We start from the raw sequence: 13,671 nt of genomic DNA, 5'->3' as shown, positions 1-13,671 counted from the left end.
ATTTTATATATCTACTGGCTGCTTTCTATTTTCTAGTTTTAGCACTAATAAAAAATTTGATACAGCTAATATTGAGCCAATTACTGCTAGAAATCTAAATGCAATATTTAATGAGTATATATCACCAATTTTACCTATCATGGGAAAAATAAATATCATGAAGAAACTAAAAACCATACTAGAAAGAGATAATATAGTCGCTCTGTTTTTACTAGGAATAAGCTTATTTATATAATCACTCATTGCAACATAAATTAACCCTTCTACCGCCATCATAAGTATAAAGAATACTGAAGGATACCCACTCAAAGCAATTCCCCAAACACAACCCATACACAATATAGGCATAAAAAGCAGTATCCCTTTTTCTTTTATAAATCCTTCAATTCTGAAAGCTTGTGAAGCAATAAATGCTTCAATCAATGAAGATGCTGCAAACATTATTCCTATGTTTAACTCAGTGTATCCACTGTCTTTTAAATAATTCTGAAGGTAGAAAAATAAACTTGTTCCAAAAGCTAATATAATCTCTGTAAAGATTATAAAAAAACCTACTTTTTTATTTTCCTTTATTGCTTTAAGACTATCTGTAACTTGTTTTTTTAGTATTGTAGCAATAGTATCCTCATGCTTATGCCCAAGCTCAATATCAGGCTCAGTAAATGAAAAAGCTTGAATAATTGTTACTATAATAAAAAATGCAGTCACTGAAAATGCGAAATAGTAGCTTTTAGTAGCTAAATAACCACCTACAATATAAGCAACCACCTTTCCAAACTGAAAAAATACCTCCTGCTTACCAGCCACTTTCATATATTTTTCTTCTTCATCTACTTCTTTTAGTGAATCATATATCAGCGCATCTCCAGCACCTGACTCAAGATTATATGAAAGTGCAGAAAAAACAAATGATAATGCAAACAAATAGAACCCATCTGAAAATATCATTAGTGCTATGCTAATTAGAGAAAATAGTCTTCCACAAATACGACTAGTTTTCCTCCCATAAATATCTGCTACAAGCCCAGTTGGAACCTCCATCAAGAATGAAGTAACATGAAAAATACCTTCAAGCATCCCTAGTTGTACTAATGACATTCCTTTTGTCGCTAAATATATCATCCAAATACCCTGAGTTAAATCCAAATTTTTTAATAAAACAAATACATAGTTCTTATTAATATTGCTTTTTAATCTATTTATATAATCCATACTTTATCTCTCCTAATTCATAAATCATAGTTTTTTATTCTTAATCTCTAATTATATTTACTCCCTCCCACCAAGAATGCATACAAAAACCCCTAAGTAAAATTTACTTAGGGCCATATATCAAAAATAATATTATGCAATAACGATATATATTAGTATATATGTTTACTGAACAACAAGCCTATGTAAAGATTTCACTAGTACGTGGTTGACATAATATTTGTTTTTGGACACACTCCTCCCTTGTATACCTAACAACATGTGTTATAGACTTAACTGTATACAAATAGTCCAAAATACCAACCATACACTTAAAGTTCAATCTTTACACCTCCTTATAACCTAATACTATAATTATATAACATTTCTATTATTCGAACAATACTATTAATGTACATTATATATCAGTCAATAAAAGAATTTTTATTATTGAACAATACTGATATATGTGTTAATATTGTTATGAAAATTGAAAACGCGATTATGTACTAGGGGGGCTGGAAAGGCCAGCTGAGATAAAGACCCTATAAAGTCTTTGACCCTCAACCTGATCTGGATAATGCCAGCGTAGGAAAGTTATATATTTATGTTTAAGTTTAAGCATAAATCCTTATTCTGGGGTTTATGCTTTTTTATTTATCCCAACATCCTCTAGTACAAATATTTTTTTGAAGGGAGGGATGTTTATGAAGACAAAAAAGCTTACCTTATCTGCTCTTCTCATAGCACTCGGTACATTAACGGGTCATATATTTTATATTCCTGTTGGTGTGGCAAAATGTTTCCCTATACAACACACTATCAATATACTATCTGCAGTAATTCTAGGACCTTGGTATGCAGTTGCCAATGCATTTTTAACTTCATTACTTAGAAATATTCTTGGTACGGGCTCTTTGCTAGCTTTTCCGGGTAGTATGATTGGTGCACTTTTAGCTGGTTTCTTATACAAAAAAACTGGCAAACAATCAATAGCTTCATTAGGTGAAGTATTGGGAACTGGTTTTTTAGGTGCATTAGCTGCATATCCAGTAGCAAAGCTATTCATGGGTAAAGATGTAGCAATATTATTCTTCGTATTGCCTTTCATGGTAAGTACAATTGGAGGTACAATAATTGGTTACGGCCTATTAAAAGCTTTAGATTCAAGTAAAATACTTAAAAATATATAAAAAGAGGTGCTCATAATGAGAAATGTATTAACTATAGCTGGTTCAGATAGTAGTGGCGGAGCTGGAATACAAGCAGATTTAAAAACCTTCTCTGCTCACGGTGTTTTTGGAATGAGTGTAATAACTGCTATTACAGCTCAAAATACTCAAGGAGTTTTTGGGGTACAAGATATTTCCGTAGATATGATTGAAAGACAGATTGATGCAATATTTGATGATATCGAAGTACATGCTTTAAAAATTGGAATGGTTTCACAGATAGATACTATAAAGGCTATAGCAAGAAAGCTAAAGAAATACAATCCTCAAAATATTGTACTAGACCCTGTTATGATTTCAAAAAGTGGATATGATTTGCTTGTACCGGAAGCAAAAGAAACTCTGATAAGTGAACTTTTACCTTTAGCTACAATAGCTACGCCAAATATTCCAGAAGCTGAAGTTATATCTGGGATGAGTATAAGCAATTTAGAGCAAATGCAAGAAGCTGCCATAAAAATACATGCATTAGGGGCAAAAAATGTACTTATAAAGGGCGGCCACATGGAAAATGATGCTACTGATGTTCTATATAAGGGCACTGAATTCAAATATTTTAAAACAGAAAGAATAAATACAAAAAATACTCATGGTACTGGATGCACTTTATCATCAGCCATTGCTTCAAATCTTGCTAAAGACTATTCAATAGAAATATCAGTTGCTAATGCTAAAGATTATATAACTACAGCAATAAAGCATTCATTATCTCTAGGCAAAGGCGTTGGCCCTACAAATCATTTTTATACTTTATACAAAAGGGCTGGTGTAATAAATGAATAATACAGAAAACAGTAACCTCTCATTAATAAGTTTTTTTATGCTTTGGTTTGGTGCATCTATATCAATAGCTGAAATTCTTACTGGTGGACTATTAGCCCCAATAGGATTCAAAAATGGTTTGATTGCAATTCTTATTGGCCATTTAATTGGTACAACTATTCTGATATTAGGTGGAGTCATTGGGATAAAAGAGAAGCTGCCATCTATAATGTCTACTAGAATATCATTTGGTTTATATGGCTCATATTTATTCTCTATTTTGAATGTGATGCAGCTAATCGGTTGGACTGCAGTAATGATAATATCAGGAGCAAGATCAGTAAATCAAATAACTAAAATTCTGTGGTCATTTGACAATATAACTGTATGGAGTTTACTAATAGGTGCTCTAATATGCTTTTGGATAGTAATAGGTAAAAAAGGCTGGAAAAAGCTTAATCTTATAGCTGTTTCCCTTCTATTTATACTAACCATTGTACTAAGTACTGTTGTATTTAGAAATAGTGAATTATTTACTAAAATACCTGCTGGAAATATGACTTTTGGAACTGCTATTGAGCTTAATGTAATAATGCCTCTTTCATGGCTGCCATTAATTGCTGACTATACTAGATATGCTAAGAAAAAAAGAGATGGTATCATAGGAAGCTTTGCTGGATATTTCATTGGTAGTTGCTGGATGTACGTTATAGGACTTGGAGCAGCCATAGTAGCTGAAAACCCAGATCCAAGCGCTATGATGCTTGCTGCTAATTTAGGTGTAGTTGCTCTTGGTATTATAGTTCTATCTACAGTAACTACAACATTTTTAGATGCCTATTCTGCAGGCGTTACATTCCTAAATATTCTACCAAAGCTTGATGAAAGAAAAATAGCAATAATAATGGGTGGTATTGGGACTATAATTGCAGTATTATTACCTATTGAGCAGTATGAAAATTTCTTATATGCTATAGGTTCAGTATTTGCTCCACTGTTTGCAGTTCTTCTAACTGATTACTTTATAATCAAAAAGAATAGAAAGCTACAAGATAATCTTCTTATTAACTGGGGTGCAACAATAGTATGGATAATTGGGATCATACTATACTATCAATTTGTTAAGTTTGATTTTATAATCGGTTCTACAGTTCCTGTTATGATTATAACCTCAATAATATACTGTCTAAGTTGGAGGGTGATGTCAGGATGGAAATACTGCAAGAAGTCTCAAGACTGCTGCCAATAATAAAAGAAAGAAAGCCGCTAGTTCATCATATTACAAACTTTGTGACTATAAATGATTGTGCAAATATAACTCTAGCCATAGGTGGTTCACCAATTATGGCATATGATGAATCTGAGGTAGAAGAAGTTGTAGCTATGTCATCTTCCTTAGTTCTAAATATTGGCACTTTAAGTAAGGACTCAGTTAATTCTATGATATTAGCAGGAAAAAAGGCTAATGAATTAAAAGTACCTGTTATTCTTGACCCTGTAGGTGTTGGAGCAACTACATTAAGAAGTCAAGCAGTAAACCATATTTTAGATAACGTAAAAATATCTGTACTAAAGGGAAATATGTCCGAAATAAAATTTTTATCTGGGCTTGAAGTCAGTACTAGAGGAGTAGACTCAATAGCAAGCGACGAAGGCTGTACAGAAGTTGCAGAAAAACTGGCATCAAAGTTAGACTGTGTAGTTGCAATAACTGGCAAAAAAGATATTTTATCAGATGGAAATAAGACTTTTTATATAAATAATGGACATGAAATATTATCAAAGGTAACAGGAACAGGTTGTATGACATCTTCTTTAATTGCTTCATATTGTGGTGTAACTAGTGATTATCTCATAGGAGCTATAGGAGGGGTAGTATCGATGGGTATAGCAGGTGAAATAGCTTTCAAATCATTAAAGTGTAGTGAAGGATTAGGGAGCTTCAAAGTGAATTTGTTTGATACTATTTATAATATGACTTCAGATACTATAATGAAAGCAGGTGAAATAAGTGATTAATAAATCAGATATTGATTATGCATTGTATTTAGTTACAGATAGGAATATTCTAGGAAATAAGGATTTGTATATAAGTATTGAGCAAGCTATACAAGGTGGCGTAAGTTTAATACAGTTGAGAGAAAAAAACACAACAACTCGAGAATTTTACGATTTAGCATTAAAAGTTAAGAAAATAACTGATAAGTACAATACACCTCTTATAATCAACGACAGACTAGACATAGCTTTAGCTATAGATGCAGATGGGCTTCACATAGGTCCTGATGACATTCCAATAAATGTTGCCAGAAAACTATTAGGTCCTGATAAAATCTTAGGAGCATCTACATCAAGTCTTAATGAAGCACTCGAAGCACAAAGTCAAGGTGCTGATTACTTAGGAGTAGGGGCCATGTTCCCAACAAAAACAAAAAAAGATACTGAAAGTGTAAATTTAAATGAGTTGGAACAAATAAAATCATCCGTACGAATACCTGTAGTTGGTATAGGTGGAATCAATGAAACAAACGCAAAAAAAATAATAAATACAGGAGCTGACGGTATTGCTGTTGTTTCAGCTATTCTAGGGAAAAATGATATCTGCCTTGCGGCCAAGAACCTTCACAGCTTAATTTCAAAGTAAGCAAAAGTAAGCTCTACAAAATTTTAGAGGAGATGACTTAATAGGTCATCTCCTATTTATATAGCAACTCTTATTTGTATTTATCTAAGATTAATTATTTATAATTTATATTTGAATTTTTAACATCTATTTTAGTATGCATTCTTATCTAAGTAGAATAGTACAAGCTTAACAACTTCTTCAGCTCTTTTTTCGTCAACAGTTTCAATAGTATCTTTTGGTGTATGGTATCCATTCTTCAAATCCATGTGTATTAAACAAACTGCATCTACACCTTTTGCTGCAAATGGCGCATGATCACTTCCTTGACCTACATCTGCAATGCTCTCGACATTTAATCCCTTAGCATATTTATATAATTTATCTCTCAGTTTAGTATTAGTGCTGTCAAAGCTTTCTATACTCAAAGGTATAGGTGTTTTTGAACCGACCATATCAAGATTTATCATAACAGTCTTGTCATTTAGTGGGTATACAGGGTGGTCTGCATAATGGTGTGATCCATACAATCCCTCTTCTTCTCCATTAAAAGCTATAAAAAGTATAGACTTCTTTGGCTTAATCTTGTTTTCTTTTAACACTCTAGCTATTTCCATTATTGCTGCAGTACCAGAACCGTTATCAAATGCACCAGGATTATAGGTTTCATTTTTATTATCACCTACATGGTCAAAGTGAGCACCTATGATAATGAATTCATTTTTTAACTCCTTATCATTACCTTCCATTAACCCAATTATATTAGAAGCTGTTACATTTTCTACTGAATAGTCTGCTTTCATATATAAGTCAGAACCTTTTTTAGCAGCTGTTTTCATTTCTTTGAATGAATCTGCATCACTCATGAACATCATCGGTGCACTATTATTGAATATAGCTACGGGTTGAGCATTGGGCCCCACTACAAATGCATTATATCTATGATTAGGACTTGATATATCTACTTCACACAAAATACCCTTTACATTCATTCTAGACTCTAATATACGAGTGATTAGAGTCCTAGTGCCAATTTTATTATTTACAGCTTCAGGTATAAGCAAAATTTTGTCTTTTAGTTTTTCTGTATCCTCTGACAACTGCTCGACAGTTTCGATTACAACAGCTTTTCCTTTTATTTCTCCCTTTATACTCAAAGCAGTTATGAATGTTTGCACAGAAAAGTCCTCTAAATAACTATATTCTTTAATTAAATTCCCCTCGTTATCTAGAATACCTAACTTAGGTGCACTATTTGTAAACCTGACATTCTGTGTATAGCTCTGTCTAAAATTTTCTAGCCCTTTAGGCGATTCTAATTTAACTTTTTTAAAGTAACCTGCTATATATTCTGCTGCTAATTCGTTTCCTTTCGTACCTGCTAGTCTTCCGTTATATCTCTCTGAAGACAGCTCTTTTATTGTATTCATTATATTTTTTGAATTTAAAAGAGATACATTAATGCTGCTGAAATTTACTTCACTTTCCTTATTATTATCAGTATAACTATCATTTGTACATCCACCTAAAATAGATACTAGCATGATTAAAGACATCACTATAGCTATCCCTTTATTTTTCCTCAATAATAATCCCCCCTAATAATTAAATCATATTTACTGTTTTTTTCGTTTATTCAAACTTATGGTATTTTTGTTATACTTATATTATATAAATGTTTTTTCAGAATTTTGTTAATCTTTAATTAATTACTTATTAAGATTTATTAATAACTGTATTTTCAAATAAAAACCAGCTTATTTCAGCTGGTCATCTAGGCTTTATCGTAAAATCCCCATTTCAATATATACATATACTGATCGAATTCTTTTATAATTTTATCTGCTTCCTCAATTATATCTTTTTCTCTTCCTTTATATTCCTTAATGTATTTATTAGCAATTGCATCTAATGCAATGAATAATAGTTCAATAGCTTTTTTTTCGTTTATGTCTTTTTTTAGATTAGTAGTATCAAGCTTTTGAATCAATATTCTAAAGCTCTCATTATAAATTTGAAAATATCTATTTTTTATATCTTCTTCTATTTCTTCAGGTGGAGACAAAAAAGCATTTACCATAAACTCATAAACTATAGGGGATTGAGAAAATACTTTCATCTTCATTAATGTAACATTTTTTATTACATTGAATATATCATCGCTATCCATATTTTCGATTTGATTAAATAAAGTTTTACTAAAATTATTCATTACATGATCAACAATATATAGGTATAAATTTTTTTTATTTTTAAAGTAGTGAAACAGTATACCCTTAGATATTCCTGCTTTTTTTGTAATTTCATTAGTAGAGCCTTTTTTATATCCATGCTCTGCAAATTCCTCAATACATACATCAATTATCCTATTTCTTTTTTCTTCTGATAAATTCTCAAAGCTTTCAAACAAATCAATACACCTTCCATAATATTCTTTTCTAACATTCTATTTTTCATATTCAAATTCTGGAAATAATTATCTGCAAATTACTTCTCATCTAATATTTGACTTCTACACCTTCTTTTATCTTCTCATCTGGACTTAATATAACACGTTCTCCTGTTTTTACTCCAGATATTATTTCAATCATATCTTCACCTTCAATACCAGTCTCGACTTTTCTTAATCCTGCTGTATTTTCGTTTAATATATATACATAATCTCCATCCTCATAATCAAATACTGCACTATCAGGAACTATGATTGAATTTTTCTTTTCATTTGTTACTATCTTTGCATTTACATCATAGCCTACCTTTAGCCTATCTGTATCATTATTCAAGTCGATCTCTATTTTAACTCTTTTTTGCTCTATCCCTAGGTCTGAGATTTTGCTAAAAGCTTTTGGATATATCTTTGTAACTACTCCAGTGATGTTTTCAATATCCAAATCATCATTATACACTATAACTGGTGCATTTTCTTTTATTTCGCCTATTTCGCTTACTAAAATGTCTACCTCAAGGTATAAGTCATTTCCATTACCGATTTCTAAAACAGGCACCCCAGGCTGTAGGTATGCTCCTTCCTTTACATATGTTTCAAGAACTATTCCATCAATAGGCGCTTCAATTAAAGAATTTCCCTTATTTTTATTTAAAATATCAATCTGATAATCTATCTCAGATATCTGAGCTTCATATTGCTTCTTTATGTTTTCAGAAGGCCCTTTTTTAATACTTGCAAGTTCATTTTTTGCTACTTCTAATGCTTCCTGCTGAATCTTAAGATTGTTTAATGCATTTTGATAATTATCTTCACTTATTGCTCCCTCTTCAAATAACTTTTTACTTTTCTCTGCATCATTTTTTGCATTTTCTACTAATATTTCAATACTTCTAACATTAGCTTCTGCTTTATTAATTATCTCTTTATCAGGAAGCTTTGTAGCTTCACTGTATGAAGCTAGTAATGCGTTTTTCTTAGCCTTCAGACTTTTAATCTGTAGCTCCGCTTCCTCAGTATTTAAAACTGCAATAATGTCTCCTTTTTTTATCTCTTCTCCTGCACTAACATCTAGCTTAAGCACTTCTCCAACACTTTTCGAATATACTATTCTCTGGTTATTTGCTTTAACTGTTGCAGTTTCATCTATGAAACTTTTTATATCGTCACGCTTCGCAGTAAAAGTTTCAACCTTTACTGCACTATTACCTTTTGCAAAGTATACACCTACACCCACCATAGCTAATAATACTGTAGCAATAATGACATATTTCATTTTTTTCATTCGAAGACCCCCTTAAGAGATTCTATTTTTCAATGCTTCAATAAAATCAAGCTTATTTATTTTCTTATAGGTTGCTAATTGTGCTAATACAACAAAAACTATAGTAAGAGCCGCTGTAATTATATAACTATATAGTGATGGATTCATCTCAATGGTATATATTTCAGTACTAAATACCGTTTCTAGTGAAGTCAACATGGATTGACCTAGTGGAATACCAAATATGATTCCAGCAACAGTCATTATTGCATTTTCCTTAGACACGATTTTGAAAATCTCATTCTTTGAAAACCCCATAACCCTTAGTGATGAAAATTCTAATCTTCTCTCTGCTATATTCATGATAGTTGAATTATAAACTATTACAAATCCTAGTATTCCTGCAAATAATACCATCATACTTATAGAAACCATCATTAATCCCATAAACTGTTCAAATATTGATTTCATATCATACAGTGACTGTATAGATGATATATTTTTTATATCTTCAAGTTTTCCTTTCACATCATCAGCAGAATCTATATAAACTCCTGTAATAAGATTTTTATCTAAAAGCTCACTACTCATAGCATCAATATTCATGTATCCATTTGTCCCTAGTGATTGCTTAATGATATCCTTTACTTCAACATAAACGTCATCCTTATTAGGAATAAATGTCTTTATCTTTACTTTGTCACCTTTATGAACGCCTATAAATCTTGCTAAGCCTTCTGAAAGTACAATTCCTTCACTAGGTAGATCTATACTCTGCCCATTTATATTTTTAAATCCGTAGAACTCTGTATTACTATACACCCCTATAATATTAGCTACAATCTTACTATTTCCATATACAATTTCAAAAGGGAATTCTATTTTGGGCTCAATTTTTTCTACATCTACAATGTGTTTAATATCATTTACTGTATTAATACTTAATGGTTTACTAAAGTTAATATTATAATCCATCTTCTGGAAATCAGAGTAATGATTAATAAATATATCATCTATGGCAGCATTCATTATAGCAGGCATAAGTGTTATTGCATATGTCATTGCTATTCCTAAAGTGATAAATAGAAATCTCTTTTTATTTCTTAGTATATTTCTTAATACCATTTTCCAGCTAAAAGATAAATTACTCCATAGTATGTCTATTTTATCTAAGAAAACTCTCCCACCCTGCTTTGGAGGTTCAGGTCTCATAGACTCAGCAGGCAATATTTTAAGTACCCTTCTTGCTCCCCAAATACCTGCTATAGTACAGAAAATAATAGAAAGAGAAATAGCAGAAAATATATATCCATAATAAAATTTGAATTTAAGCATCGGAATATTAAAAAATTGAGTATATAGTTTAGCCATATTACCTGATAAAATAGTCCCCAAAACAATTCCAAATACTGAGCCAATAAGCCCTATCATAATACTATACTTGATATAATGCATAAATACACTCATGTTGCTGTATCCAAGTGCTTTAAGTACTCCTATGGACATCCTATCATTTCGTATCATCCTTGATAGCATAGCTGCAATTATAATAGCTGCAACTCCTAGAAATATCAAAGGCACTGTGCTTGATGTTTGCTTAACTCCTTTAATTTCCTCTGATACCATACGGTGACTTAATTGTTCATCACGAGTATATATTCTTTTAACACCATACTGCTTTAATACCTTTTCAACTTGGTCTTTTATCCTATCTACATGTTCTCTATCTTTTACAGTAATTAGAATCTCATTATAGCTGTCTTTGAAGCCGAAGTTTTGTCTTGCAAATTCCTGCGAGACAAAAATAATCCCAAATTTATCTGGCATAGGTAAAAAGCTCTGTTCATTCTCCATTAAATATACGTATTCAGGACTTGCCGATATTCCATTAACGTTTAGATTAAATGTTCTTCCTTCAATATACGGTTTTATAGTATCGTTAATACGTATATTTCTTGCTTTAGCAAACTGTTCAATTACTATAGCATCCTTACTTTTAGTCTCTATATTGTTTCCATCTGTGATGTATAATTTGTTTATAATACTGTTATCAGCTATTGAAACAATCCTAGTTTTAACTTTTTCATCGCTATCATCGGTTTTCATTTGTATATCAAAAACTATTCTTCCCTCTACTTCTTTGACTCCATTGACGCTCCTTACCTTATCTAAAGCAGACTCAGGAACCTTTGAAAATTGAACAAATATATCAGCAAAGTTTGTTTCGTCATAATAGTAGTTTAAAGTGTCCTCAAGATTTACTATAGCAGTACTTAATGCAGTGTAAATAGTAAGCCCGACTATTACAAGCACTGTTATAGCTATAAACTGTCCTTTAGAATTTTTAATAAGTCTTAAGAGTCTTAAATCTAACCTCTTCATTACCATGCAATCCTTTCAGGCTCTATTGGATTTGGATTTATGATATTTTCAATAATCTTTCCACTTCTCATCTTAATTACTCTATCTCCCATATTAGCAATAGGAGAGTTGTGTGTAATAATAATTACCGTTTTGTTATACTGTTTATTTATTCTATTTAATAATGACAATATAGATATTCCAGTTTTAAAGTCTAGTGCTCCTGTAGGTTCGTCACATAATAATAATAGTGGATTTTTGGCAACAGCTCTTGCTATAGCAACCCTTTGCTGCTCCCCACCACTCATCTGAGAAGGAAAATGGTCTTTTCTGTCTTGTAACCCAACATTTTCTAGTATCTCATCAATATCTAGCGGAGCTTTGCATATTTCTGTAGCTAACTCTACATTTTCTTTAGCTGTTAAATTAGCCATAAGATTATAGAACTGAAAAACAAAACCCACTTTATCTCGCCTATAGCTGGTTAATTCCTTATCATTGTAGCCGGTAATGCTTTGCTCTTGTAAAAAGACTTCTCCAGTTGTTGGTTTATCCATGCCACCAAGTATATTTAATAAAGTACTCTTACCTGAACCACTAGGACCTAATATTACAACAAATTCTCCTTCATTAATTTCAAATGAAACCTCCTGTAGTGCCCTTACTGTTACTTCTCCCATTTGATATTCTTTTGATAAGTTTTCTACTTTCATTAAAACACTTTTATCCATTATTTCACCTCAGATATAAGCTTGTTTGACCACATGGTCATCTTAGCAATATTTTATCATCTATTGACCATGTAGTCAATCCAAGACATAAAAAGTAACACTATATTTTTTTATTAATATAATGTATTAAGTAAGGAAATAAGTTATTAAATAAAGGAGGTTGTATTATGGCTGAAAATAAAGGATTATTTGGTGGCTTTGGAGATAATGGCACTGAGTTACTATTCTTTTTCTTGTTGTTAGTAGTTTTATTTATGCCTTATGGCTATGGTAGATGCTAAAAATTGCTTGTTTTTTGTTACACAGAAAATGATTATTAATTAAATATATACATTTTATCTTTATCACGAGAAAATCTCCTTTAATTGATGTTTTCATCTTTTAAAGGAGATTTTTTATTGTTGGATGTTCTCTATTCATAGGAATATCTTGCTTCTAGTTTTCTAAAGACTAAAATTATTAAAGTTGTCATCATAAGATACAATAGTGCTGCAATTATGAAAGGAGTAATGGTAAAGTCTCTTGTTACAACCTCTTTAGCAGCTCTTAACAGATCACCCATACCTATAGCAGCTACTAATGCAGTATCCTTTATTAGCGTGATGCCTTCGTTACAAGTTGGAGGTAATACTCTTCTAACAGTTTGAGGAAGTATTATATATCCCATAGTTTGTCTGTAATTGAACCCTAACGCCTTTGCTGCTTCATATTGCCCTTTATCTATAGATTCAATTCCTGCTCTAAATATTTCAGTCAAATAAGCACCATAATTAAGTATAAAAGTTAGTGTTGCGGCCATGAAAGGACTCAATGTAATTCCTAAAACAGGAAGCCCATAATAAGCAAAAAATATTTGCAATAGCAATGGAGTTCCTCTAAAAAGCCATGTATATATACTTAACAAGCTTTTTAATATTTTAGAAGATGATATTTTTCCTAGTGCCGACGCTATTCCTAAAGGAACAGAAAATAGGGCAGTAACTAGATATAATTTTATTGTAATGATACAACCTTGTAGTATATACCCTGTAACATCTATAAAATAATTCACCTTAAATCCT

Annotated in this window: 12 protein-coding genes and 1 riboswitch; of the genes, 5 read left to right on the top strand and 7 right to left on the bottom strand. The window is 31.4% G+C overall.

What is annotated here, in order from left to right:
• Window positions 1–3 precede the first annotated feature (3 nt).
• Window positions 4–1,212, bottom strand: coding sequence for an MFS transporter (locus tag HNR33_RS15075; RefSeq protein WP_429084822.1), 1,209 nt, complete (start codon window positions 1,210–1,212; stop codon window positions 4–6).
• Between the two features lie 480 nt (window positions 1,213–1,692).
• Window positions 1,693–1,803: riboswitch (TPP riboswitch) on the top strand.
• A 95-nt stretch (window positions 1,804–1,898) separates the two neighbouring features.
• On the opposite strand from HNR33_RS15075, the gene thiW reads away from it, so the two are divergent.
• The 5 genes from thiW to thiE are packed head-to-tail and all read left to right on the top strand — an operon-like array spanning window position 1,899 to window position 5,829.
• Window positions 1,899–2,384 (top strand): energy coupling factor transporter S component ThiW, encoded by a 486-nt coding sequence (gene thiW / locus HNR33_RS15070; protein WP_429084820.1) that lies wholly within the window; start codon window positions 1,899–1,901, stop codon window positions 2,382–2,384.
• A gap of 15 nt (window positions 2,385–2,399) precedes the next feature.
• Entirely contained in the window at window positions 2,400–3,206 is an 807-nt protein-coding gene (gene thiD, locus HNR33_RS15065; RefSeq protein ID WP_429084818.1) for a bifunctional hydroxymethylpyrimidine kinase/phosphomethylpyrimidine kinase, read from the top strand.
• Complete coding sequence (gene cytX, locus HNR33_RS15060) at window positions 3,199–4,434, top strand: putative hydroxymethylpyrimidine transporter CytX (RefSeq protein WP_429084816.1); 1,236 nt, start codon at window positions 3,199–3,201, stop codon at window positions 4,432–4,434. The genes thiD and cytX overlap by 8 nt, the downstream gene beginning before the upstream one ends.
• The gene (thiM, locus tag HNR33_RS15055) at window positions 4,395–5,204 is read left to right on the top strand and encodes a hydroxyethylthiazole kinase (RefSeq protein WP_429084814.1); all 810 of its coding nucleotides are present in this window, start codon (window positions 4,395–4,397) and stop codon (window positions 5,202–5,204) included. Before cytX ends, thiM begins: the two co-directional genes overlap by 40 nt.
• Window positions 5,197–5,829: a thiamine phosphate synthase gene (gene thiE / locus HNR33_RS15050; protein ID WP_429084812.1), complete on the top strand. Its 633-nt coding sequence runs from the start codon at window positions 5,197–5,199 to the stop codon at window positions 5,827–5,829. Before thiM ends, thiE begins: the two co-directional genes overlap by 8 nt.
• Window positions 5,830–5,960: 131 nt before the next feature.
• On the opposite strand, the gene HNR33_RS15045 is transcribed toward thiE, so the two are convergent.
• The 6 genes from HNR33_RS15045 to HNR33_RS15020 form a co-directional block, all read right to left on the bottom strand.
• Window positions 5,961–7,394 (bottom strand): M28 family metallopeptidase, encoded by a 1,434-nt coding sequence (locus HNR33_RS15045; protein WP_429084810.1) that lies wholly within the window; start codon window positions 7,392–7,394, stop codon window positions 5,961–5,963.
• A gap of 188 nt (window positions 7,395–7,582) precedes the next feature.
• On the bottom strand, window positions 7,583–8,218 hold the full coding sequence (locus tag HNR33_RS15040) for a TetR/AcrR family transcriptional regulator (RefSeq protein ID WP_429084808.1): 636 nt from the start codon (window positions 8,216–8,218) through the stop codon (window positions 7,583–7,585).
• An 88-nt stretch (window positions 8,219–8,306) separates the two neighbouring features.
• Entirely contained in the window at window positions 8,307–9,539 is a 1,233-nt protein-coding gene (locus HNR33_RS15035; protein WP_429084806.1) for an efflux RND transporter periplasmic adaptor subunit, read from the bottom strand.
• Window positions 9,540–9,551: 12 nt separating this feature from the next.
• The gene (locus HNR33_RS15030) at window positions 9,552–11,900 is read right to left on the bottom strand and encodes an ABC transporter permease (protein ID WP_429084804.1); all 2,349 of its coding nucleotides are present in this window, start codon (window positions 11,898–11,900) and stop codon (window positions 9,552–9,554) included.
• The gene (locus HNR33_RS15025) at window positions 11,900–12,610 is read right to left on the bottom strand and encodes an ABC transporter ATP-binding protein (RefSeq protein WP_429084802.1); all 711 of its coding nucleotides are present in this window, start codon (window positions 12,608–12,610) and stop codon (window positions 11,900–11,902) included. Before HNR33_RS15025 ends, HNR33_RS15030 begins: the two co-directional genes overlap by 1 nt.
• Before the next feature lie 412 nt (window positions 12,611–13,022).
• Window positions 13,023–13,661: an amino acid ABC transporter permease gene (locus HNR33_RS15020; protein ID WP_429084800.1), complete on the bottom strand. Its 639-nt coding sequence runs from the start codon at window positions 13,659–13,661 to the stop codon at window positions 13,023–13,025.
• Between the last annotated feature and the right edge of the window lie 10 nt (window positions 13,662–13,671).

The sequence above is a fragment of the Brassicibacter mesophilus genome (assembly GCF_050433385.1).
Lineage (GTDB): Bacteria > Bacillota > Clostridia > Tissierellales > Proteiniboraceae > Brassicibacter > Brassicibacter mesophilus.
This window is presented reverse-complemented; position numbering and strand designations above follow the sequence as displayed.